Source organism: Streptomyces toyocaensis, from assembly GCF_000725125.1.
In the GTDB taxonomy this organism is placed as follows: Bacteria; Actinomycetota; Actinomycetes; order Streptomycetales; family Streptomycetaceae; genus Streptomyces; species Streptomyces toyocaensis.
On sequence record NZ_JFCB01000022.1, the window covers coordinates 36,700 to 61,478 of the forward strand.

General features: G+C 69.2%; 15 protein-coding genes and 1 pseudogene. 8 read left to right on the top strand and 8 right to left on the bottom strand.

From position 1 onward, the window contains the following. Positions 1-53: 53 nt before the first annotated feature. Positions 54-668, bottom strand: coding sequence for a TetR/AcrR family transcriptional regulator (locus BU52_RS22150; protein WP_037937125.1), 615 nt, complete (start codon positions 666-668; stop codon positions 54-56). Between the two features lie 85 nt (positions 669-753). Between BU52_RS22150 and BU52_RS22155 the strand changes: the two genes are divergently transcribed. After that, positions 754-1,179 (top strand): nuclear transport factor 2 family protein, encoded by a 426-nt coding sequence (locus BU52_RS22155; RefSeq protein ID WP_037937127.1) that lies wholly within the window; start codon positions 754-756, stop codon positions 1,177-1,179. After that, positions 1,176-2,027 carry an NmrA family NAD(P)-binding protein gene (locus tag BU52_RS22160; protein ID WP_037937128.1) on the top strand — a complete coding sequence of 284 codons (852 nt, stop codon included), beginning with the start codon at positions 1,176-1,178 and terminating at the stop codon, positions 2,025-2,027. The genes BU52_RS22155 and BU52_RS22160 overlap by 4 nt, the downstream gene beginning before the upstream one ends. 96 nt (positions 2,028-2,123) lie before the next feature. On the opposite strand, the gene BU52_RS22165 is transcribed toward BU52_RS22160, so the two are convergent. Further along, positions 2,124-3,548: a discoidin domain-containing protein gene (locus tag BU52_RS22165; RefSeq protein ID WP_051858489.1), complete on the bottom strand. Its 1,425-nt coding sequence runs from the start codon at positions 3,546-3,548 to the stop codon at positions 2,124-2,126. A 630-nt stretch (positions 3,549-4,178) separates the two neighbouring features. Here BU52_RS22165 and BU52_RS22170 point away from each other — a divergent pair. Continuing rightward, positions 4,179-5,255 (top strand): YncE family protein, encoded by a 1,077-nt coding sequence (locus tag BU52_RS22170; RefSeq protein WP_051858491.1) that lies wholly within the window; start codon positions 4,179-4,181, stop codon positions 5,253-5,255. An 897-nt stretch (positions 5,256-6,152) separates the two neighbouring features. Then, positions 6,153-9,680, top strand: a complete 3,528-nt coding sequence (locus BU52_RS22175; RefSeq protein ID WP_051858493.1) for an indolepyruvate ferredoxin oxidoreductase family protein — start codon at positions 6,153-6,155, stop codon at positions 9,678-9,680. A 438-nt stretch (positions 9,681-10,118) separates the two neighbouring features. Here the strand turns inward: BU52_RS22175 and BU52_RS22180 are convergent, their stop codons facing one another. Beyond that, complete coding sequence (locus BU52_RS22180; RefSeq protein WP_078903385.1) at positions 10,119-10,940, bottom strand: DUF1963 domain-containing protein; 822 nt, start codon at positions 10,938-10,940, stop codon at positions 10,119-10,121. A gap of 386 nt (positions 10,941-11,326) precedes the next feature. Between BU52_RS22180 and BU52_RS22185 the strand changes: the two genes are divergently transcribed. Together BU52_RS22185 and BU52_RS32865 are read left to right on the top strand one after the other, a co-directional pair. Beyond that, positions 11,327-14,602: a S8 family peptidase gene (locus tag BU52_RS22185; RefSeq protein ID WP_078903394.1), complete on the top strand. Its 3,276-nt coding sequence runs from the start codon at positions 11,327-11,329 to the stop codon at positions 14,600-14,602. 143 nt (positions 14,603-14,745) lie between these two features. Then, on the top strand, positions 14,746-17,265 hold the full coding sequence (locus tag BU52_RS32865) for a GDSL-type esterase/lipase family protein (RefSeq protein WP_167343532.1): 2,520 nt from the start codon (positions 14,746-14,748) through the stop codon (positions 17,263-17,265). 661 nt (positions 17,266-17,926) lie between these two features. Here the strand turns inward: BU52_RS32865 and BU52_RS22195 are convergent. Genes BU52_RS22195 through BU52_RS22210 form a run of 4 tightly spaced genes read right to left on the bottom strand, consistent with a single transcriptional unit; the run spans position 17,927 to position 21,408 of the window. Next, positions 17,927-18,646, bottom strand: coding sequence for a type 1 glutamine amidotransferase (locus BU52_RS22195; RefSeq protein WP_157847904.1), 720 nt, complete (start codon positions 18,644-18,646; stop codon positions 17,927-17,929). 20 nt (positions 18,647-18,666) lie between these two features. Beyond that, entirely contained in the window at positions 18,667-19,410 is a 744-nt protein-coding gene (locus tag BU52_RS22200) for an amino acid ABC transporter ATP-binding protein (protein WP_037937135.1), read from the bottom strand. 1 nt (position 19,411) lies between these two features. Beyond that, the gene (locus tag BU52_RS22205) at positions 19,412-20,509 is read right to left on the bottom strand and encodes an amino acid ABC transporter permease (RefSeq protein ID WP_200881249.1); all 1,098 of its coding nucleotides are present in this window, start codon (positions 20,507-20,509) and stop codon (positions 19,412-19,414) included. Then, the gene (locus BU52_RS22210; RefSeq protein WP_078903387.1) at positions 20,506-21,408 is read right to left on the bottom strand and encodes an ABC transporter substrate-binding protein; all 903 of its coding nucleotides are present in this window, start codon (positions 21,406-21,408) and stop codon (positions 20,506-20,508) included. Before BU52_RS22210 ends, BU52_RS22205 begins: the two co-directional genes overlap by 4 nt. A 194-nt stretch (positions 21,409-21,602) precedes the next feature. On the opposite strand from BU52_RS22210, the gene BU52_RS22215 reads away from it, so the two are divergent. Both BU52_RS22215 and BU52_RS22220 read left to right on the top strand, forming a co-directional pair. After that, positions 21,603-22,685, top strand: coding sequence for a LacI family DNA-binding transcriptional regulator (locus BU52_RS22215; protein WP_051858498.1), 1,083 nt, complete (start codon positions 21,603-21,605; stop codon positions 22,683-22,685). Between the two features lie 704 nt (positions 22,686-23,389). Then, the gene (locus BU52_RS22220; RefSeq protein WP_037937137.1) at positions 23,390-23,956 is read left to right on the top strand and encodes an SMI1/KNR4 family protein; all 567 of its coding nucleotides are present in this window, start codon (positions 23,390-23,392) and stop codon (positions 23,954-23,956) included. Between the two features lie 50 nt (positions 23,957-24,006). Here BU52_RS22220 and BU52_RS36460 read toward each other — a convergent pair. Further along, positions 24,007-24,201 (bottom strand): annotated as a pseudogene (locus BU52_RS36460) (hypothetical protein); the annotation flags it as partial. Positions 24,202-24,779 lie beyond the last annotated feature (578 nt).

Below are 24,779 nucleotides of genomic sequence, written 5' to 3' on the forward strand. Positions count from 1 at the left end.
GGCGGACGCGACCGTGCCGCCGCGCGAACGGCACGGGTACTCCGAGCCGCGCGTCATTCTGCGGACAGCCGCGCTGGATCTTGCGGTGGGCCGGAGGCCAGGACTCTGGCGACGTAGTTCGCCAACTGTGCCCGCATCCTCTCTGGCGGAACGCGCTTTTCCCCGGCCAGGTGCTCGACGAGGTCGGCTCGCGTGGCGGCGAGCAGGGCGTGGGCGGTGAAGTCACTGTCGGTCAAGGCGGGGATCTGCTCCAGGACGGCTCGGAGCATGCTGTGCCACCGTTCGTAATGCTCCGCCCGGTACGGGCTGGGGCTCCCGCCCTCCTCCAAGGCCAGCACGAGGCGCCGGTTGTCCAGCTTGAAGCAGAGGAGGGCGTCGAGCACCGCGACTACGCGATCCCTCGGTGGAGTTGCGGGCCCCAGGGGCGGCGGGCCGGCCTCGACGGCTTCTCTGATCGGTTCGAGCCGTGCCTCGTACAGCGCGCGGAGCAGTCCAGCGCGATCATCGAAGGCCCGGAAGAGCGTGCCTTTGCCGACGCCGGCCGCCGCGGCGACGTCGGCCATGGTGATGTCAGCGGGACTCTCGCAGCGGGCGAAGAGGGCGTCGGCGGCTGCGAGTACGGCCTCCCGGTTACGGGCGGCGTCTTTGCGGGACCTGCGCTCGGACATGCTGCTCCTCCACTTGTAAAACGGACCCCGGGTCCATATCGTAGAAGCGGACCCGGAGTCCGCATTCTAATGCTGGAGGACACTCATGCCCGCACCGACCGCTCCGGCGGCTTTGTACCGCCACAGCCTGCGGCTGCTGCTCGACAAGAACATCTCCGCGTGGGTCGCTCTGTGGGCCGAGGACGGCCTCATGGAGTTCCCCTTCGCCCCCGACGGCTGGCCCCAGCGTCTGGAGGGCAAGGAGGCCATCGCCGCCTACATGCGCCACTACCCCGACCACGTCGATCTGCACGACTTCTCCGACCTGCGGATCCACCAGACCACCGACCCGCAGACCATCGTCGTCGAGATGCGCGGCACCGGGCGTCTGGTGGAGAGCGACGCACCCTTCGACATGACCTACATCGCCGTCGTGACCGTACAAGAGGGGCACATCACCTCCTACCGCGACTACTGGAACCCCCTCGCCGTCCTCAAGCCCGGCACCGACTTCACCAGGAGCAGCCGATGACCACCACCACCGCCACCACTCTGGTCACCGGCGCCACCGGTACCACCGGCAGCCGCACCGCCGCACAGCTGACAGCCGCGGGCCACCGCGTCAAAGCCGCCAGCCGCCGGGCCACCCCGGTCGCCGGCGCCGAACCGGTCACCTTCGACTGGCACGACCCCACCACCCACGCAGCCGCCCTCGACGGCGTCGACCGCGTCTACCTCATACCGCCCCTGGGCGACTCCGACCCCGCCGCGATCATGCTGCCGTTCCTCCAACAGGCCCGCGCCGCCGGTGTGCACCGCGCGGTGCTGCTGAGCTCCTCGGCCATCCCCAGGGGCGGCCCGGCGGTGGGAACCGTGCACCAGGCCCTGCCCGACCTCTTCGAACAGTGGGCGGTACTGCGGCCCTCGTGGTTCATGCAGAACTTCACCGACACGCACGCACACGCCCGCAGCATCCGCGACGACAACACCATCTGGACCGCCACCGGCAGCGGCCGGGTCGGCTTCGTCGACGCCGGGGACATCGCGGCCGTCGCCGTCCACGCTCTCACTGACGAACAAGCCCCCAACACCGATCTCGTCCTCACCGGACCCGAGGCACTCAGCCACGACGACATCGCCACAGTCATCACCGAAGTCACCGGCCGGACCGTGACCCACCGCCGCCTGTCCTACGACCAGATGCGCGATCGCCTCACGGCCCAGGTACCGCCGGAGTTCGCCGCCATGCTGACCGACATGGACCGCGCCATCGCCAACGGGGCGGAGGACCGCATCACCGACACCGTCCAGCGCCTCACCGGCCGGCCCGCGCGCACCTTCCGGTCCTTCCTTGAGAGGGAGACGCGACGCAGTGGCTGAAGTACCGGGACGATCGGCAGTTCCGTTTCGAAGCCCTGCGTGGTCCCGGCCTGGCAGTCCACAGATGGCTCGCGTCCCGGGCCGGGAGACCTGCCGTCACGGAGCGAGCCGGACCTCGGTGGCGCCCGAGTACGTGCCCTTGCCCGGGCGCTGGTAGCCGCCTTCACGGTGGACGAAGTGCAGGCGCAGGGACGAGGTGCGTACCGGTGAGAAGGTGACCGTGTTGGCACCGGCGCGAGGGCCGGCGGGGTCCCAACGGGCACCGGTGACCTGTTCGAAGCGGCGTCCGCGCAGGTGCTCGACGAACATCTGCCGGGGCGGCTGCACTCCTCCGCCGTCGTCGTAGAGGTGGACGGTCAGCCCCGTGCAGCGGCGCGGCGCGTCGAAGTCCAGCTGCAGCCAGTCGACGGTGTTGGGCGAGTTGTAGGCGGTCCAGCGCGGAGTGCCGGCGACGACCCCGTCCACCACGGCCATGGGCGAGTCGTACATCCACGTGTGGGAGGCCGACACGGTGATCGGGCCTTCCGACTCGCCACGCAGGTCCTTCGACGTGGCCAGCCCGATGCTCTGCGCGCCGGTCGTCGACTGGGCGTTGTAGAAGTGGAAGACGACGCCGTCGTGCTTGACGACCCACGGCTTCGTCGCCTGGTTCGCCTCCCAGGGCCGGGTGGAGCTGGTCAGTTTCGGCCCCCGCCACGGCGTCCAGTTCACCAGGTCGTAGGAGCAGGCGAACGAGTCGAAGCGGCCGTTGGAGGTACGGTCGATGGTGTTCCAGAAGAACATCACCCACAGGTCCCCCATGCGGACGACCTGCGGGTCGCCACAGAGTGCGACGCCGTGCCACTCGTACGGAGTGAGAACCGGAGCCTCGCCGTAACGGCGCCAGTGGACCATGTCGTCGGAGACCGCCATACCGATCGTCTCGTTGCCGTACCCTCCGGCGCCAGTGGCGTTGTAGTACATGACGAAGCCGGAACCGAGGCGGGCCTGCGGATCGCGGATGATGTTGCTCTTGAACAGTTTGGAGCGTTCCCAGTAGCGGGTGTCGGGGTCGTCGGGGCCCAGAACCGCCGCGTCCCGGCGATCCCATGGCTGCGGCAGGTGCGGGGTCCGGGTGGAGGCGACGCCGACGGACAGCGGTCCGCCCTCGTAACCGGGGTCGGGACCGCCGAGGTAGCTCATCCAGAACCGGTCGTCGAATGTCTGCAGTTGGGCGGAGCCACCCCACTCGGTGTCCTGCAGCGCGATGTATCCGGCAGCCTGCTTCTGGTCCCAGGCGCCCGGCCGGAAAGGGAGAACGGTTCCCTCGGGCGTCCAGTCGAGCAGGTCGGGGCTCGACGCGAGCCGGGTCTCGTAGCCGTCCTCGCGGAACACCAGGTGCACCATGTACCAGCGGCCGCGATGGCGGAAGACGCTGGGGGAATCGACCAGTTCCGCATCCGGCGGTGTGGTGAGCACGGGTCCGTACCGGTAGGGCGTCTTGACTTCCTCGTACACCTCCTGCATGACCTCGTCCGGCACGGTCGTCGGGCGTCGGCGTCTGCCTTCGGCGCCAACTGCTCGGATTCCTTCGTCGGATGCGGCTGTCGCGCCGTGTGCCGTGCCCGGCAGCAGAGACAGGCCGGCGGCGGAGGCACCCGCCATCCCCGTCCGCCGGATGAGGCCGCGGCGCGTCATCCCGTCGCTCCCCGTGGGCACCGGTCGCATGCCGCCTCGTTGTGCGGCATCGTTCCCCCGATGGCTCATCAGCACCTCTCAGTCCGGACAACGTTGTCAAGCCAGTGCAATGTAGCGACGCGGCCACGAACGGTCAACGCCTCCCACCTCACGGACCGAGATGGAAGACCGGGAACGGCAAACCGGTCACCCGGCTCGAAAAGATGGATCGATATCTCTTCAACACACCTGGAATCACAGGCGTATCCCTTACTGAAGATCAGTCACCGAGCCGACGGAAGAGCGAGCCGGCGCAGGGAACAGTGGACCTCGTGCGTATGCCGCCCATTTCGCACACGCATTGTCGACCCCGCTACCGGGCGCGGATACAGCGCGAGCCGGTGACTCGCACATGCTCATCGTGGTGTCGGCTCAGGCGGACACCATAAAACAAGGGAGACGGTCCGGGTGACAAACACCAGGATGACTCGCCGGGTGATTCTCAGCACCACCGCATTCACCGCGCTGGCCCTGCCGGCCACGATGGCTTCGGCGAATGCGGATGCTCCGGAGAAGAGCACGTCGAAGACCGCGCTGATGCACCGCACAGTGGTGTCATTCGGCGCCTACACCAGCGCCGTCGGTGACATGCGTGATCCGGTCGTCGACGCGACCAACAATTCCCTGGCGGTCAGCCCCGACGAACGATTCGCCGTGGCGACGAACTCCGATTCCGACCACCTCTCCGTGATTCACCTACGCAGCGGCCGGAAGATCGCCGAGATCAAGGGATATGTCAGCCCGCGCAACGTCCTGTTCGCCCCGGACAGCAAGACCTTCACCGTGTCCGACAGCGCCCGTGGTGTCGTGGACCGGATTTCCATGCGGACGTTCGACGTCGTGAAGCGTCTGCCGCTCGGCGCCGGTGTGTTCGGCACCGCGCAGAGCAAGGACGGCAGGCTGCTGTACGCCAACAACGCGGCCTCCCACACCGTCACCGTCATCGACCAGGCCGCCAACCGGCCCGAGACCGTGCTGACCGGGTTCTCCGAACCTCGTCAGGGGATCAAGCTCGCACCCAAAGGTGACAAGCTGTACGTCACCAACTTCGACGGGGGCAAGGGCGGCCGGATCACGGTCCTCGACCTCACCACCGAGAAGCCGCAGGAACTGAAGCAGATCGAGGGATTCGAAGGCGTACGCGGACTGTCCGTCAACCGCGCCGGCGACAGGCTGTACGCCGCCAGCAGCGGCAACGACAAGATCTACATCGTCGACACCGCATCCGGTGAGACCCGGGACACGGTCGATGTGGGCGACCAGCCCTACGGTGCCGCGCTCTCCCCCGACGAAACCGTGCTGTTCTCCGGGAACAAGGGCGCGAACTCACTGACCGCCATCGACCCCGGCACCGGGGATGTGAAGGGCACCGTGACGGGCCTGAAGGCTCCCCGTCAGGCGATCAGCTTCAGTGCCGACTCGCAGACCGCGTGGGTTCTCAACGAGGACCTGAGCGTCGCCGAGGTGGACGTGGACGCCCTCCGGGTGATCCGCACGCTCGGCAGGCGCTGACCGCACACGGCCCGGTTGCCGTCGGCCCCTGACGCCAGGCAACCGGGCACTCGCCCCGTCCGGCGGCCGGTCGGCGGCTTCGCCAGGAGCCGGGAGCGGGCCGTGGCGCGTCCTCGTCCCGGCCGGGCCGTCGCGCTCACCCCGTACAGAGGCCGAGAGCGGTCCCAGGCCGACGCTCCCCCGGCCGTCCTCCGCGTGTCCGCCGATCCGCAGCCCGGTCCGGCCGAGCACGCCGAGATCGCCTCCTCCCCTCTCCCACCACTTCCGTGGGCGCTCCTCGACGCAGGTCCCGGCGGGTGGTGCACCGCTGCTGTACCGGCGTCACGGTCGCGGGATCCGGTGAACGGCAGGAGCCGGCCGCCGGGTGGCAGCACAGAGTCCGTCATGTCTGCGGGCGGCGCCACGAGATCCAGGGGTCCCGATCGGGTCCAGCGTCTCGTCAAGGCCGGGGCACCGGTGGGGAGCGTCAGCGGTCCGCCCAAGTGGCCGGCGACCGGCCGGCCCGCACCGGTTACCTGCCCCGCGGTGCTCAGCCCCCTCTCCCCGCGCACCGGACCCGGGCGCCTTCCGGCGGAGCCCGCTCAGTACGTTCATGGTCCCAGGCCTCCTGCGGTGAGCCCGGAAACGCCACTGTGCGCGGTCGCCGCCCGCCGATGCGCGTCCGGGGGCGCACACGCCCAGGCAGTCGGCGTTCGCTGGGCATCCGGCCCGCCGGCGGAGGCAGTGCGACACCCCCACTGGGCCATTGGCCCAACTTTTCCGCACAAGATTGTCAGATGGTTCCCTTCGCCCGCATACTCCTGGCCCATCAGCACACCATCCCGGCTTCTGCCGCGCCAACCATGGCTGGGGACACGGTCGATCGCCGTGCCGTGCCACCGTTCAGAGGAGAAGGCGATGACGTCATCCTTCACCGAAGCCGGCCGGCAGGACGGCCGGCACCTGCGTCTGGACGACCGCTACCGCCTCCCGGACGGCGTAGTGCACCTCTCGGGTATCCAGGCCCTGGTCCGCATCCTGCTGGACCGTTCCGCGCGCGACCGTCGCGACGGTCTGCGCACCGCGACGTTCGTGTCGGGGTACGAGGGATCGCCCCTGGCCGGATACGACATCGAGCTGGCACGGCGCCAGGCGTTGCTGCGCGAGTACGACGTCGTCCACAAGCCGGGGCTCAACGAGGAACTCGCCGCGACCTCGGTCATGGGCAGCCAACTGGCCGGTCAGGTGGGCATGTCCCGCTACGACGGCGTCATGGGCATCTGGTACGGCAAGTCACCCGGCCTGGACCGTGCCTCCGATGCCCTGCGGCACGCGAACCTGGTGGGCACCGCCCGCCTCGGCGGTGCGGTCGCGCTGGTCGGCAACGATCCGGGGGCGAAGTCGTCCAGCGTGCCGTGCGTCAGCGAGGCGACGCTCGCGGACCTGGCGATCCCGACGCTCTACCCGGCCGACTCGCAGGACGTCCTCGACTTCGGGATCCACGCGCAGTACCTCTCCCGGTTCAGCGGCCTGTGGGCAGGGATGAAGATCACGACCGCGGTGGCGGACGCGATGTCCACGGCCGTCGTCACCCCGAACCGCATCGCGGTCGTCGAGGGGGATGCGGGTCCCAGCCCGCACCGGCCGAGTGCGATGCTGCTGGGCCCCGAGCTCATGGCGCTCGAGCGCAGCCTGCACGACAGCAGGCTCCCGCGGGCCCTGGAGTACGCCCGGCTGCACGGCCTCAACCGGGTGGTGCAGCGCGGGCCGTCCGACAGGATCGGCATTCTCGCCTCCGGCAAGACCTATCTCGATGTCCGTGAGGCGCTCCGTGTCATCGGGCTCACGGACGCGGACCTGACCCGCCAAGGCATCAGAATCCTCAAGCTCGGCATGGTCTTCCCCCTGGAGCGCGACGCCGTCGTCGAGTTCGCGGAGGGTCTCGACCATCTGCTGGTCGTCGAGGAGAAGAGACCGTTCCTCGAGGCCGCCGTCAAGGAGATCCTTTACGGCCGTGCCCAGGTCCCGACGGTCCACGGCAAGGAAGGTCCGGACGGGCAGCCGCTGTTCAGCCGCTCGGGAGAACTCGACACGGACGGCGTCACCTCCGGCCTGTCCCGAGTGCTCGCGGCACTCGGTGTCGAGGCCGCCCGCGTCTGGCGCCGGCGGCCCGGACCCCGTGCCACTCTGTCCCTGCCGCTCCTGGCCCGCAGCCCCTACTACTGCTCGGGCTGCCCGCACAACACCTCGACCACCGCGGGCGGCGACTCGCCGGTGGGAGCGGGCATCGGCTGTCACGCGATGGTCGTGTTCATGGACGCCGAGCAGGTGGGCACGGTCGTCGGGATGACCCAGATGGGCGGGGAGGGCGCCCAGTGGATCGGGATGCAGCCGTTCGTCGACGTCGGCCACTTCGTGCAGAACATAGGCGACGGCACCTTCATGCACTCGGGCAGCCTGGCCGTGCGGGCGGCGGTCGCCGCCGGGGTGAATGTCACGTTCAAGCTGCTCTACAACGGTACGGTCGCCATGACCGGCGGCCAGGACGCCGTCGGCGCTCTGCCCGTCGACCGGCTCGCCGCCACGCTCCTCGACGAGGGCGTCGCCAAGGTGATCATCACCACCGACAACAAGGCGCGCGTTCCCCGCGCCCGGCTCCCGAGGGCGGTGCGGGTGCTCGACCGGGCCGGCATCGAGAAAGCGCTGGCGGAGTTGAGGGCCACCGCGGGCGTGACGGTTCTCATCCACGACCAGGAGTGCGCCGCCGAGAAGCGGCGGGCACGGCGGCGCGGCAAGGCCGGCACTCCGACGACGCGCGTGTGGATCAACGAGCGCCTCTGCGAGGGCTGCGGTGACTGCGGCCGGGCATCGAACTGTCTCTCCGTGCACCCCGTTCCCACCGAGTTCGGCCGCAAGACGCGCATCGACCAGTCCTCGTGCAACCTGGACTACTCGTGCCTCGACGGCGACTGCCCGGCGTTCATGACCATCACCCCGGCCGGCCGGCCGCGGCACGCCGGACCGCCCGCTCTGGCGGCCGGTGACGTGCCTGAGCCGGCCGTCCGCAGGACATCGGACGGCTCCTTCGGCATGCGGATCACCGGTATCGGGGGGACCGGCATCGTCACCGTCTCGCAGGTGCTGGCGACCGCCGCCGTCATCGACGGCCAGCACGCGCGCAGCCTGGACCAGACCGGTCTCGCCCAGAAGGGCGGCGCCGTCGTCTCCGACATCAAGATCACCGCGCAGGCCGTGGAACAGGGCGCGAAGCTCACCGAGCGGAGCTGCGACCTGTACCTCGCCTGCGATCCCCTCGTCGCGACCGATCCGACGTATCTTCGGGTCGCCTCCCCGGAGCGCACGGTCGCCGTCATGAGCACCACCGAGATCCCCACCGGGCAGATGGTGGTCGACACGGAGGTCGGTTTCCCGGCTCCGGACGTGGTCCGGCACGCCGTCGGCGAGGTGAGCCGTCAGCTTGTCGCGCTGGATACCGGGGCACTGGCCACACAGCTTTTCGACGACGAGCAGTACGCCAACATGCTGCTGGTGGGAGCCGCGTACCAGACCGGGGTGCTGCCCGTGCCGGCGCGGGCGGTCGAGGAGGCCATCACCCTCAACGGGGTGGCTGTGGAGTGCAACATCCAGGCGTTCCGGCGGGGCCGCCAGGCGATCGCCGATCCGGAGGCGCTGCGCGCGGCGGTGGCAGGACCGGCGCCCGAAGAGATCGCGGGGCCGCCACTGCCCCGCGGAACCACCGAGCTCGTGGCCACGGTCACCGGCGACGAGGGATCCGAACTGCACCGGCTGCTCACGGTGCGCGTGGCCGACCTCATCGGCTACCAGGATCTGCGGTATGCCCGCCGGTACGCCGAGTTCGTCCGGCGGGTGGCGGACGCGGAGCGCGCCGCCGTGGACGGCTCGACCGAGCTGACGGAGGCGGCCGCCCGTTACCTCCACAAGCTCATGGCGTACAAGGACGAGTACGAGGTGGCGCGGCTCGCCCTCGATCCAGTCGTCGACGCGGACATCGATGCGGCGTTCGGGAGCGGGAGCCGACGGTCCTCTCTGCTGCGTCCGCCCGTTCTCCGGGCCGTGGGCATGGAACGGAAGATCGCTGTCGGGCGCTGGGCCCGCCCCGTCCTCGTCCTGCTGCGTGCCCTGCGCAGGGTGCGGGGGACGCGCCTCGATCTTTTCGGCCTGCATCCCGTGCGCCGGGTCGAGCGTGAGCTCGCCGAGGACTACCGGGCGTCGCTCGGCGCTTCGCTCGCGCTCCTGACCGAGGAGACGCTTCCCGTGGTCCGCCGCCTCGCGGAGCTGCCGGACGTCGTCCGCGGATACGAAGGGGTCAAGCTGGCCTCCGTGGAGCGCTACCGGGCCGAGAAGGACAGCATCCTCGCCGCACTGCGGGAGGGCGCCGAGCATGTCACGACGGAGGCCGGGTGACGACGGTGACGCCCGCGGTCCCGGGACACTGCCTGATCACAGCCTGCTGCACACCGCCCACCGCGCAGACGCCCGAGCCGCCGCACTCTGCTGGTCGCGAGCGAACCGGCAACGTCAACTGCGTGGAAGGCGAGTGGCGGACCGACGCGACGCCCTCCCGGGCCGGAGCATGCCCACGCCACGGTGTGTGCCCTTCGATGTGCCGCAGCAAGCCGCACAGGGCCTCCTCGCCGAAGGACTTCCCAAAAGCCGCGCGGGACAGGGGCCCACGAGGCCCCGCCGCGCAGGCCGCGCCGGACCACTCCTCGCCCGCGCGGCCAACGCCGCGGCGGCGGTCCATCGCACGCGGACATGCCGGAGACCGGCACACGCGGTACCGGGTGTGCCCGCTGATCACCGCGAACCGGGAAGGTCCGGCACCCCACTGCGAGGTCACGCTCATGGATTCCAGGACATCGTGACCTCCACCAGGTCGAAGCGCCGGGCGGCGAGCGCCTGCCTCCGGATCGCCCAGTGAAGGGACAATCCCTCCCTCCCCTCGATGTTGGGATGCCACTCGGCCAGCAGCACCCAGTCCCTCAGGTCCCCGGTCTCATCCGCATGGATCGCAACCGACTCCACAGGGTTCGTGTCCATGGATTCGTGCTTGGGGTGCCCACCCACCTGCACCCACCCGCCGGCCGGGAAGCCACTGGCACACACGTCCAACAGCGCGTCGTGGACGGTGTCGTAGGGAGCCCAGGGAAGCTCCTCACTGCGCCAGCCCCGTGCCGTGGCCACCGCCTTGCAGCTGTGGAACGGCAGGGACACATCTGCGGTCAGGTGCAGGTCGCCCTGCCAGAACGCCTCGTGTATCTCCCGCCAGTCCTCCAGGCCGTTCTCCTCGGAGTAGTCGAAGATTCCCGCGCGTTCCTCGACGGTCGCGCCCTCGGGCACGTACATCACCTCGCCTCCGGCATCCGGGTCGGGGAACCCGAAGAGCAGCAGACGGCCGTCGGGCGGCAGCGGGAGTCCCGTCACCTCTTCGGACAGGTCGGCACAATTGAGCGAGGCGACGAGGGGAAACTCGGGGTCCGGGGCATCAGGGGGGAGGAGGAGGGGACCACCATAGCGGCCTACGGTCGGTCCGGCGCCGTTCAAAGTCAGGGTCGCGCAGGGGAGGGCGGCGTCCGTCCACTGTTCGACGACGGCGGCGGGGACTTGCTCCGCCGTCAGCTCCGCACGGTATCGGCTCAGTCTGTTCAGCACCTCAGGCCTCATGCGGGGAACCCTATCGAGCCGTCCCTCCCGGAATGCCCGGGGACTGTTCTGGCAACTACGGCGTCAAGCCGGGCCGTCACGTCGTCTCCTCATGCTCGGGTACCGCCCTCTGAGCCACAACCACACGGTCCCGTAACGGAGTTACGGCAACGCAGTTAAGGTCGCCCATCGGATTCCCCACGCTTTCCGACTGTCCTTGAAGGGCTTGATCAGTGCCGGAAGACTTTGTTCCGGGGCGCGCAGGCGCGCCCCGGGACCACTTCTGCCGGGTGATGTGACATCCCATCCGGCGACTCCTCAAGGGGGAGAAGGACGTGCGCAGAAAAGTGAGAAGGGCATGCGGGGCCACGGTCGCGGGGGCGGCCGCCGTGGCGCTCGCGGCGGGCATGGCCGGCCCGGCGTCGGCGGACGGGGAGCAGCGGTCGGCCACCGCTTCGCAGGTGTCGTCGAAGGCGGGCGCCGCGAAGGGGCCGTCGCTGAAGGCGAAGCACCACATCACGCTGATCACGGGTGACCGGGTCGCGGTGGACGCCAAGGGCCGTGTGGTGGGCTTGGAGCGGGCGAAGGGGCGGGAACACGTGCCCTTCCATGTCCGCAGGGTCGACGGGCACACGCTGGTGATCCCGGCGGACGCGGCCCGGCTGATCGCGACCGGCAAGGTCGACCGGCGGCTGTTCGACGTCACCGAGTTGAACAAGTCCGCGATGCGTGGCTCCCAGAAGCGGGGCCCGAGGGCCATCGTCGGTTACCGGGGTTCCGCGAAGGCCGCCAAGGCGGATGTCCGGGAGGCGGGTGATCTGCGCCGTTCCCTGACAGCCTTGAACGCGGACGCGGTGCAGACCTCGCACAAGGACGCCTCCGATCTGTGGGAGGCCGTCACCGATGGTGACAAGACCGCCTCCGGTGTCGCCCATGTGTGGCTGGACGGGGTCCGCAAGGCCTCTCTCGACACGTCCGTGGCGCAGATCGGCACGCCGAAGGCGTGGGCGGCCGGCTACGACGGCAAGGGCGTGAAGATCGCCGTCCTGGACACCGGCGTCGACGCCACCCACCCGGACCTCAAGGGCCAGGTGGCCGCGTCCAGGAACTTCACCTCCGCGCCCACGGCTGGCGACAGGTACGGCCATGGCACCCATGTCGCGTCCATCGCGGCAGGTACGGGCGCCAAGTCCAAGGGCAGATACAAGGGCGTCGCGCCCGGCGCGAAGATCCTCAACGGCAAGGTGCTGAGCGACTCCGGCTTCGGTGACGACTCCGGCATCCTCGCCGGGATGGAGTGGGCGGCCTCGCAGGGTGCCGACGTCATCAACATGAGCCTGGGCGGCACCGACACCCCCGGCATCGATGCGCTGGAGGAGGCGGTCAACCGGCTCTCGGCCGAGAAGGGCGTGCTGTTCGCCGTCGCGGCCGGCAACGAGGGCCCGCAGTCGATCGGTTCGCCCGGCAGCGCGGACGCCGCCCTCACCGTCGGCGCCGTCGACGGCAAGGACAAGCTCGCCGACTTCTCCTCCACCGGCCCCCGCACCGGCGACGGCGGTCTGAAGCCGGACGTCACCGCTCCCGGCGTCGACATCACGGCCGCCTCGGCCGACGGCAACCTGATCGTCGGGGAGGTGGGCGAGGAGCCGGATGGGTACATGACCATCTCGGGTACGTCGATGGCGACCCCGCACGTGGCGGGCGCGGCGGCGATCCTGAAGCAGCAGCACCCGCAGTGGAAGCACACCGAGCTGAAGAGTGCGCTCACCGGTTCCACCAAGGCAGGCGAGTACACGGCGTTCGAGCAGGGTTCGGGCCGGGTCCAGGTCGACCGGGCGATCACACAGACGGTGATCGCCGAGCCCGTCTCGCTGGGCTTCGGTCTCCAGCAGTGGCCGCACACCGACGACAAGCCGGTCACCAAGCAGCTCACCTACCGCAACCTGGGCACCGAGGACGTCACCCTGAAGCTGACGTCGACCGCCACGAACCCCAAGGGCAAGGCGGCCCCGGCCGGCTTCTTCACGCTGGGCGCCACCACGGTCACGGTCCCGGCGGGCGGCAAGGCCTCCGTGGACGTCACCGTCAACACGAAGCTCGGCGGCACGGTCGACGGCGCCTACTCCGCGTACGTGGTCGCCACCGGCGGCGGGCAGACCGTGCGCACGGCCGCCGCGGTGGAACGCGAGGTCGAGTCGTACGACGTGACGGTGAAGGTCCTCGGCCGTGACGGCAAGCCGACCGGCAACCACTGGTCGACCCTGGCCGCCACGACGGGTACCGCCACGGGCAAGGTGTTCGACCTCCACGACTCCGACGGCACTGTCACGCTGCGGGTTCCCAAGGGCGACTACTTCCTGGACTCCGGTGTCTTCCTCGGCCCGGCCGAGGACTACAAGCGTCTCGACTGGCTCGCCCAGCCGAAGGTGAGCGTCACCAGGAACACCTCGGTCACACTGGACGCCCGTAAGGCCAAGCCGGTGGACATCACCGTGCCGGACAAGAAGGCCACGCCGTTGTTCGCCTCGGTCGACTACGACCTGAAGACGAAGGACTCGTCCTACAGCGGCGGCTGGTTGCTCGAGTCGTACAACGGCTTCGCTTCCGCGCACGTCGGTCCGCGGCTCCCCAAGGGCGTCCTCACCCAGCAGTGGGACGCGCACTGGTACAAGGGTGACGAGGAGCAGTACAGCATCGCCACGGTCTCCGGGGTCGACAGGCTCGCCACCGGCTACACCCGGCACTACAAGGCGAGTGACCTGGCCACGGTGAAGGTCAGCATGGGCGCGCCCGCCCCGGGCAAGAAGGGTGTGTTCGACGCACGGTTCGTGTTGCCCGGTGGCATCTCCTGGTCGTCGATCGGTGTCCCGCAGCGGCTGCCCGGCACCCACACCCTGCACCTGTCCACCTCGGACAAGGTCACATGGAACATCGACTTCGCGCAGGAGGACCACAGGCAGGAGGGCCCGCCGGACCTCGACACCGTCTACCTCATCGGTGAGGGGAAGACCTTCAAGGGCGGCAAGACCTACAGGGAGACCGTGAACACGGCGGTCTTCGGCCCGAGTCTCACCAAGGACGACGGTGTTTTCCGCAACGGCAACAAGATCTACGGCTCTCTGTACCTCTTCTCGGACGGCAAAGGCCACGTCGGTGACTCGGTGACGAGTTCGGCCGTCACCAGTCTCTACCGCAACGGCAAGAAGATCGGCTCGTACGACGGCACTCCGAACGGCCTTGACGAGTTCGAGGTTCCGCCGGGTGACGCCTCGTACAGGCTGACCACTTCGGTCAAGCGGAGCGCCGAGGTCGCCGCCGCGTCCACGCGGATCGACGCGAGCTGGACCTTCCGCTCCAAGAAGACCGCCGACCTCAAGCAGCTTCCGGCCTCCACGGTCCGCTTCCTCGCGGCCACGGGCCTGGACAGCAAGGTGACGGCCGGCAAGAAGGCCACGATCCCGGTCTCCGTGGAGGGCGCCGCCCAGGGCAAGAACCTCAAGTCCCTGTCGGTGTACGTGTCCTACGACTACGGCAAGACCTGGAAGAAGACCACGGTCAAGAAGGGGAAGATCACTGTCAAGAACCCGGCGAAGGGGAAGGCGATCTCCTTCCGCGCCGAGGTCACGGACAAGAAGAACAACACGTCGACGGTCTCCGTCTACAACGCCTACTACGGCAAGTAGACCGTGAGCGGATGGCCCGCCGGAGGTCCCTCCCGGCGGGCCATCCGCATGGCTGGGTACGTCAGCGGATCTCTGATCCCGCCCGCCCGCTGGTCGTGACGGCATCCGCGACGCGTGGATGCCGCGCATACAGAGAGAGAATCATGTCAGAAATGTTGCGCCATCAAGCGTGGCGGTTCAGATGGGTCGTTGTCCTGGCAGGCATTCTGGCCTGCGGATCCCTCCTGATCTCACCCGCACCCCAGGCCAAGGCAGTCGAGGACGGATTCACCAGTTCCGCTTCCGGGACCGATATGGCCCAGATATGGCTAAAAGGCGTGGACGGCAGGCCAGACCAGTTCGCCTGCTCAGGGGTCGTCACCGGCGCGCGCTGGATCCTCACTGCCGCACACTGTTTCAAATTCGCTCCGTTCTACGAGTTCTTCGTACGGGTGGGCTCCACCACGTTGGGTGAGGGCAACAGGCACAACGTTGTCTCAGTTAAGTTCCGTCATGACCTGGCGGTTCTGGAGACTGCGCCGACGGAAGGGCACTTGAATACCCAGGGACACCCCTACGCGAAGCTGGCGCCGAACAAGAAGGTGAGGTTCAAAAGCCAACTTGAGTCCTACGGCTGGGGTAAGACCTGCGCGTCCTGCACCGCGTCCCCCGTCCTCAAGGGCGCGTACACCAAGGTGAACGACAACGAAGAGGGACTCAAGGACAGCGCGGGCGGTCCCGCTTACAAGGTCCGAGCGCTCAAGGCCAGGCTGCGGGAAGGGGACTCCGGCGGGCCGTCCGGGTACTGGGGCAGCCCTCGGGTCCGAGTGGTCACGGGTGTCCTCTCGCTGAGCGTTACTGACTCGAACCGCCCGGCCGACGCGTACATATCCCCGACATACGACAACCCGCTGTGCGGGTCCCAGCGCAACTGTGTGCACGACTGGCTGCAGCAGGAAGCCCGCATGAAGGTGTACGAGCCCCATGACGAGTTGAAGCGGGCCATTCGCGTCATGGCACTGGGGTCCTCGACCACCTGGGGTGAAGGCAGCTCCGACGGCAATGGCTACCGGGACACTGTCGACCGGGGACTGCAACAGATCGCCGACCGCAATGCGGGGAAGACCGGCGAGCACAGGGTCTCGCCGTCCCTCGCCGAGGCGGGGACCCAGGACGACAAGGACGCCACACCTGAAGTGGACTGGGTGGGGTCGGTCCGGGTGGGGACGATGCCTGACCGGGAGACCGAGGGCTGGCGGGGTTACCGGATCAACGAGATCGCCGGCAAGGCGAGCTGCTCCGTCCCGCTCTACCTCCCCAATGTCGTCACCGTCCTCGCGGGCGGGAACGACGCCATCCAGGACTACCAGATGGACGGCGCCATCAACCGGCTGGAAGCGCTCATCGATCAGGTCACCACCGACGTCCCGGGCGCCACCGTGCTGGTGGCGGGACTACAGCCCTTCCACGATCCCGCCAGGAACGCCCGCGGCGAGAAGTTCACCGCCCAGATCCCAGCGCTGGTGGACCGGTTCGTACAGCGTGGCCTGTCCGTGGTCTACACCGACATCTCCCACCTGGAACCTTCCGACATCCACACCTCCGACGGCATTCACCCCACCGATGAGGGCTACGACAAGATCGGCGCGGCGTTTGTGAAGGCCGCCAACAAGGCCAACGATCAGGGGTGGATCCTGGAACCGTTGGAACAGGACGGCGAAGCGGTGTCCGACGCCTGCCCGACGCGAGACGACGGTCCCGGCGGCACCGGAGGTACTGGTGACAACGGCGGCAGCAAGCTGGGGCCGGGCTGGAAGGACCACGGTGTCATCCAGTCCCAGCAGTTCCCCTCTACCAACCGGTTCTGGATGGTGGATATCAACAAGGACCGCAAGGCCGAGTTCGTGACGGTCGACCAGCACCAGAACTTCCGTTTCTGGTGGAACGGCGGCCCCTCCGGCAAGGGCTGGGTGCCCTTCGTCGAAGGCAAGAATTCCTACAAGCCCCCCACTGGAGTGGTGGGTAACCAGTTGCGCTTCGCCGACCTGGACGGTGACGACTTCCCCGACTGTGTGTCGGTCGACCTGACAGGGAGGTTGCAGGTTTATACCTGGAAGGCCGATAACCCAGTCGGTGCGCGGATGTGCGCGAACAAGTACGAAGGGGTGGCCAGTGTCTTCGACAAGGGGTCGGCCGGTAAGTCCCTGACGATCGACCCTGCCACCAAAATCCGGTTCGCCGACGTCACAGGAGGAGGCCGGGACGACTACCTGCTGATCGAGCCGGACGGCACGACCACCGCCTGGTACAACCGGGACTTCCAGAACGGCGACGGCCGCACGTGGTTGGACTGGACCTCTCCCCAGAACATCAGCGGCGCCCTGCAGAACCCCCGGGAGATCAGATACGCCGACATCAACGGGGACAAGCGCGACGACCGGATCCTGATCACCGCCAAAGGCGGCGCCAGGGCCTGGATCAACGAAGGGCCAAGGGGCTCGGGCGGAACGTACCGGGACATCGGCAAGATCGCTGGTGACACTGGCCTTCCTCCCAAGGATATCCAGTTCGCCGACGTCGACGGCGATGGCAAGGACGACTTCGTGAGGATCGGTTGGACCGGCGTCACCCACGCCTGGCTCAATACTCTCCCCGCGAACTACTTCACCACCTTCCACCCGTGACGCAGGGCTGACTGGCTGTCCCCCTCCCCCATCCGTGCGTGTGATCGGCCGGCTGGTCGGGTCCACCGGGACGCCTGAACTGCAGACGTCGAAGGCGGTGGACGCCCGGCTCATCGATGAACTGGTGGGCCGGGCCCAGGCCGAGGGACTGCATCTGACGCGAGAGCGGGCCGATGCAGCATCTGACCAAGCGGCTGCCCGAGTCCGCGATCGAGGGCTGGATCCAATGCCGTGCAGTTAGCGGTGTCTAGGACTGATCCCCTGGAATGGACACCCTGACAAGAGATCTCGATGGTCCAGCAAGGGAGGGATGTCCAGACGGGACGCAGTTCTGCGTATGCCGAGGAGTTCAGGAGGGACGCTGTCGCGCTCTCCCGTGCCGCGGCCGGCAAGCGGACGTACACGGCGGTGGCCGCGGAGCTCGGCATCACGGCAAGTCGCTGCGGACGTGGTTCCGAAGGACGGGCCCTGGCCGTGCCCGGACGCCGTGAAGCGGGTGGGGGGCGAGGGCCAGGAGCCGGCGCGGCCGCGGGACGGAGAGCGCCCTGCTCGAGGCCGAGAATCCGGGGCGCCTCCTCCGCGCGGCCCGGGCCGGGCCGGGCCGCGTCCGGTGAGGCTGTGGGCAGTCAGTCCTCCGCCGCCCTCGCCGGGCCCGGCCGGCTCATGGACGGACCGGTGCCGTTCTGCGGGCCGTCACGATGTCGCCCCAGCGTTCGGCGAAGGAGCCCCACAGCGCGCGCAACCGTTCCTCCTCGGCTGCCACATGGGCGACCACCGAGGACGGGTCGAGGCCGAGTGCTCTCAGCGGGCCCACGTCGGAGGTACCCCAGCCCGCGATGTCGTCGGCCAGCACCTCGGGGTGGAACTGGACACCCCATACGGAGGTTCCCATGCGGTAGGCCTGGTGCGCGCAGCGTGCGCTGGTGAGAAGGGGGACGGCGCCCTCGGGCAGGACCGCGGTCTCCTCCCAGTGCCACTGCACGGCGCACGGGGGCGTGCCCTTCGTCAGGGGGGCGAAGAGTTCATCCCTCGAGGCGGGCAGCAGAGGCGTCAGCTCGCACAGGCCGACCTCCGGCCGCTCGGAGTGTCGGACCGTGCCTCCGCAGGCCACCGTGAGCAGTTCCATGCCGAGGCAGATGCCCAGTGTCGGCATGTCCCGGGCGACGGCCTGGCGCAGCAGGTCGCCGGCCGCGGACAGCCAAGGGGCCTGTTCCTCGTCGTAGGGGCCCATGGATCCGCCGAGGACCAGGAGTCCGTCGTAGTCGTCCGGCGTCAGGGGAAGCAGGTCACCCGCCCAGGGGCGGCGTATGACGAGGTCCAGTCCCCGCGCGGTGAGGCGTTCGCCGACCTGGGCCGGGCCCGTACCGTTCTCGTGCTCCACGACGAGCACCCGGGGCGCGCTCACAGCCGCCCGGCCTCGACGATGCGGCGCAGAAAGGCGCGGGTGCGTTCCTCCTGCGGGTCGCCGAAGATCTGCTCGGGCGGGCCTTCCTCCAGCAGGACGCCTTGATGCAGGAAGCACACTTTGTGCGACACCTCCCGGGCGAAGCCCATCTCGTGGGTGGCCAGCAGCATGGTCATGCCGCTGTCGGCGAGTTCGCGGACGATGTCGAGGACCTCGGCGACCAGTTCGGGGTCGAGAGCCGAGGTGATCTCGTCGAGGAGCAGGGCACGCGGCTGGGTGGCCAGTGCGCGGACGATGGCCACCCTCTGCTGCTGTCCCCCGGAGAGCTGGTCGGGCATGCGCTCGGCCTTGTCGGCGAGGCCGACGCGGGCGAGGAGCGTGCGGGCCCGTTCCTCCGCCTCGGCTCGGGGTACTCCGGCCACCCGCATCGGGGCGAGCGCGACATTGCGTACGACGTTCATGTGCGGGAAGAGGTTGAAGTGCTGGAACACCATGCCGACGTCGCGGCGCAGCCGATTCACGTCGGTGCCGCGGCCCGACGCGGTCTCGCCGCCGACCCGTATCTCGCCGGCGCTGATGTCCTCCAGCCCGTTGACGCACCGCAGCAGCGTCGACTTGCCGCTGCCGGAGGCACCGATCAGAGTCACCACCTGGTGCTGTTCGACGTCCAGGTCGATGCCGCGCAGGACCGGGGTGGTGCCGTAGCTCTTGTGTACGGCGTCGATTTCGATGAAGGGCATGTCAGGCTCCCTTGCCGCGGCGCTGTTCCCGGGCGATGAGCCGGTCGACGAACCGGGCCTGGGGGATCGTGATGAGGATGAAGAGGGCCGCGACCACGGTGACCGAGGAGAGGTTGAAGTGGTTCGACGCGAAGATCTTCGACTGGTTGAAGGCGTCGATGGTGCCGATGATGTTCACCAGGGCGGTGTCCTTCTGCAGACTGATGAAGTCGTTGAGCAGGGGCGGGACGACACGGCGGGTGGCCTGGGGCAGCACGACGTGGCGCATGGTGGCGCTCTGCGAGAGGCCCAGGGAGCGGGCCGCCGCGGTCTGGCCCGGGGCGATGGACTCGATGCCCGCCCGGAACACCTCGGCGACGTAAGCGCCGTAGGTGAGGGTGAGAGCGAGGATCGCGAACCAGACCGGGCTGAGTGAACTGAGGAGCGGCACTTCGGCGAGCGGCAGTCCGAAGCCGATCAGGTAGATGATGATGATCGCCGGGATGGCGCGGAAGCCGTCGATGTAAGTGGTCGCGAGCAGCCGCAGCGGGCGGCCGGCCCGGCCCGGCGCCATCCGGGCCAACGCGAGCGTCAGTCCCCAGGCGAGGATAAGGATCTGGGCGACGACGGCGATGAAGAGATTGGTGCCGAAGGCGGACAGGATCTCCCCGAAGCTCAGTTCGATGACCGAGCCGTCGAAGAAGGTGCGCTGGACCGCGCGGTCGTTGGTGGTCAGGAACCAGACGGCACCGAGCAGCACCAGCGCGGCCAGACACCAGCCGAGGGTGGTCCAGGCGTCCTCTCGGGCTTCGGAGGCGGCCCGGCGGGCGTCGGCGGGCCGCTGTTCCTTCCAGGCCGCGGTGGCGGTACGGGCCGAGCTCACCGCTCGCGCCGCGGGCCGGAGCAGGGTGAGCAGCGCGGCGGCCACCACGGCGGCGCCGGTGACCGCCGCCGCGGTGGGCAGCACCCGTCCGGCGGCCGCGGCGGTGACGCCGGTCAGCACCACGGTGATCAGGACGCCCGCCAGCGCGACGGCGGCGAGCGGCAGGGCCGGCGGGGGCGGTGTGCTCTTCGCCAGTTCCTTCTGCCCGGTGGTCAACGGGCTTGCGGTCAGCGTCACTTGGCGCTCCAGAGCGGGATGGCCTCGGGGTCCCCGCCGAAGGCCTTGGTGAGGTAGGTGGAGGCGAGGCCGGCGAGGGTGCCGTCCTTCTTCATCTCCTCGATGGCTCCGTCCAGGGCGGCGGCGTTCTCGCTGCCCTTGGGGTAGAGGGCTCCGTAGGACTCGCCGGTGTCGTACTGGCCGATCACCTCGAGCTTGCCCTTGGACTCCTTGGCCTTGCCGAGCATGATCGCGACGTCGGTGAGGGCGGCGTCGATCTGGCCGGCCTGGACGGCGGCCTGCAGCTCGACGTCACCGGCGAACACCTTCGGCGCCTTCTCCGGACGCAGCTTGTCGCGGACGAAGTCGGCCCCCGTGGTGCCCTGTTTCACGCCGAGTTGGAGGCCGGTGATGGTGTCCTGGGTGGCCTTGGAGCCGGACTTCACCAGGACGCCGATGTTGGAGGCGAAGTAGGGGGCGGAGAAGTCGACGACCTTGCGGCGTTCGTCGGTGATGGATATCTCCGCGAGGGCCAGGTCGAAATCGTTGCTCTTGCCGGCGACCAGCGCGTCGAAGGACACGTTGCGCACGGTGAGCTTGGGCAGACCGGCCCGGTAGGCGAGGGTCGCGGCCATGCAGTACTCGTAGCCGTTGTCGATCTGGCGGACGGTGTCGCCGTTCCACCAGCCGGGACTGGGCAGGTCACCGACGACGGTGAGGGTGTCCTTCTCGACGGTCTTCAGGCCGATCGAGCCGCGCTCGCCGGTCACCTCGCACTCGCCGTAGGTGCGCTTCCCCTTGGAGTCGGTGGTGTGGGACGTGGAGTCTCCGCCAGCGGACGCGGAGCCGCCGCAGGCGGTGAGGGCCGCCAGCAGCACGGCACTGAGTGCGGGGACGGCGAGGGTACGGAGGGTGCGCATGGCGCTCCTAGGGACGTGGCCGGAAACCATTGGTGCGCTACAGTGCCCAAAACGTTTTGGGTCCGTCAATAGCCCGAGCACAGGGAGACCAAAACGTTTTGGGCACAGCGGGTCGGGCACGATGTCCGACGGACCGCGCGGGAGCGTGGCACCGGGGCCGCTCCGGCCGCCGACAAGGGGAGGGCGACACAGGCATGTCCAGCCGTGAGGACGCGACACGAACGACCGGCCGCGCACCGGCATCCGCCAGGGGGGCGGGGCGGCGCGTCGGCATCCGCGACGTGGCGGAGGCGACCGGCCTGTCCATCACGACCGTGTCGCACGCCCTGCGCGGCAAGGGCCAGATCGCCCCGGCCACCCGCGAACGGGTGCGCCGCGCCGCGGCCGAACTCGGTTACCGGCCCGACCCCGTCGCCCGGGGCCTGGTCTCCGGGCGGACCGGCATCCTGGGCCTTGTCGTCGGCCACATGGCGGACCTCCCCTGGGCCAGCACGTACCGGCCCTACTACGCAGCCTTCTCGGCGGGCGCCACCATGGCTGCCGTGGAGCGCGACTACGCGCTCGTCGCCGTCCCCGGCGACCCGGCCTCGGGACTGTGGGCACGCGTCCCCATGGACGGGATGATCATCGTCGACCCCGTACGTGAGGATCCGCTGCTCGCCGACTGCGCCCGGCGCGGCATGCCCGTGGTCACGGACGGCCGCCCCATCGACCCGGGGTACGAGGACGTCCCCACGGTGGAGAGCGACCTGGAGCAGGGCATGGCGGCGATTCTCGGCCACCTACGGGAGGCCGGCGCCGCCCGGGTCGGCCTGCTCTCCGGCCCCGAACCCGACGCGTACACCCAGGACTGCGAGCGTCTCTACCGCCAGTGGTGCGCCACGGCCGGCCAGGCCCCCCTCGTCGAGACCCCCGCCGTCACGGAGGACCCCGTCGAAGCGGCTCTGCGCATGCTGTCCGCCCCGGACCGGCCCGACGCCGTGCACGGACTCAACGAGACCTACGGGCAAGCCCTCATCGTCGCGGCCCGGCGACTGGGCCTCACCGTCCCCGGCGACCTCATGATCAGCGTGATGCGGGCGAGCGACCAGGCGGCCGGGACCACCGACTGGGAGGTCCCCCTGACCGCGCTCAGCCTCGACGCCCGCCGCCTGGGCGCCGAATGCGTAGCGGCGCTCATCGACGTTCTCGATGGCAAGGAGCCGGGCAACTCGGTCGTCCCGTGCACCGTGGTCGTACGCGGTTCCACACGCCGTGCCGAGCCGAGCACCAGGTGAGCGCGTCCCGGGGGCTCTCACACAGGGGCATCGTCCCTCTTTGGGCTGTTGCGGTGACGCAACCGGTCATTTGCTATTCGCGCGCCCGCCAGGGCACATACCTCCGTCGGCTCGTTGCCGCTGTTGGAGGGATACCGATCACACCTCTATGCCGCGTTCGGCCATTGCGCTGAAGGAGGCGCGAACCGGCGCCCTGGTCGCGCAGGACAGTCGGGTCCGCGATCGCTTCGCCGCCGTCCGCCACCGTCACCGCGAGGTCGGCGGCGATCCGGCACGGGGCATGACCCGCGCCGCGTGGCCGGAGCGGTTGCGACACGGTGGAGTACGCGCTGGTCAGTCCGGCGACATCGGCGTGACCGGCGCCCTTCTGCAACCGTCGGTGGTCGCCCGGCAGCGGTCAGGTGGCCCCGCGGTATAACGCCCTGCTCGGCTCCGTTCCGGGCACCCGCATGTCGCGTGTGCCGGCCGCCGGGTCGCTGACACCGGCTCTGCCGCGGGCGAGGCGGCCGGTCGTGCGGTGCAGGAGGGCCGGGCAAGGAAGCAGCAACGTTTACCCAATGATCGTTGGGCGATATGGGACCGGGCGGTGCTGTCTCCGGAAGGTCGGCTCGGCAGCCTGGATCGTCTGCACTTGCACAACCTCGACTGTCAGTGGGTCGTGTAAGGCTGTCCGAGACCTACCGTGTGACTCATCGGAGTTGAGTATGACGACCCCTTCGACCATGACGGTCGTGGAATGGCGTGCGTTCCTCACCGACTACAACGCCAGGCACATCAACTCGGACGAGGTCCGTGAGGCCATCGAGGAGGGTCGGCAGGTCATCAGTGAGGAGCGGCTGGAGGCCGGGTGGGCCGGTGCCGAACCGGCCAGCGAGGAAGCGATCGTGGCCGCCGAGGAGCGGCTCGGGGTGAGGCTTCCTCCCTCGTACCGAAACTTCCTCCGGGTCAGCGACGGCTGGCAGGACATCGGGTTCGTCGACCTCTTCCAGGTCGGGGACATCGGCTGGTTCGCCGACCTGTGTGCCGACCTCATGGAAGCATGGTCGGAGCCGGAAGTCTTCGGGGAGCATTTCCCCATGCTCAAGCGCTCCCTGCTGATCGGCGACGACGACGGCGGTAGTGGCTGCTACTGGCTGCTGCACGCCGACAGCATGGGGGAGAACGGCGAGTGGACCGCGTATGAGTGGTGGCCCGGCGACGGTGACGACCCCACGCTGTACAGCGACTTCACCGCCATGGCGCGGGAAGCAGTACGCTCCCAGGGGGACTGAGAAGATCTCGGTGAGGGGCTGTCCGGCCGGAGGCCGGGCAGCCCCTCCGGTCATTCGGTGGTCATGCCGGGGTGCCAGGTGTTGTGGGTGTGGGTGAGGCCCAGGTTGATCAGGCGGCGGAGATTGAGGGCGGTGGCCCGGTTGTGGGTGTGGAGCCAGGTGTTGTTCGGGCGGGTGCCGCGGTAACGCGGGCGCCGGTTGCCCCGGTGGACGAGCCAGGCGACAGCCCGTTCAACCGGTGGCCGCCGGCCGCTTCCAGATCAGCAAGGCTGCCGTGCTCGTCGCTCCCTCTTCCCTCATGTCCGTGCCCCGGTTACGTCACCCCGCTTGTTCACCGGTGTGGTCAGGGAAGTGCCGGCGGATGGGCCGCTCCAGGCGCTTGCGCGGGTGCCCGACCCGCGTGATCCGGGTGTCCGATGCCGACTGGCCACGCTGCTTGCGATCGGGGTGTGTGCGATGACGGCAGCCAGCCAACGCGGCTCGATGTGTCTCCATGCCCTGTCCGATGTGACCGATCGGACATGCGATCAACGGGGCTCCCTGCCCGAAGGCTCCGAGGGCCGCTCTCACCGTCAGCCGGAGGCAGCCTTCCCCCGCGTCAAGGGCTCGGCCCGCAGCCGCCGTTCCGCTGACCCTGGCCCTCGGCGCCCGGCCGGATGGCAGACCACATCATCATCAGGCCGCACCAGGCCATGACCTGATCAGGTGGGGCGCCCTCCATGGGGACCCACACCTCACGGTGGCTGCCGGGGCCCCCTTTGCCGTTATGTGCCTCCTCGCACGGGAACCGTTGCCACTGACACCGGGGGCTGGCACGTTTCCG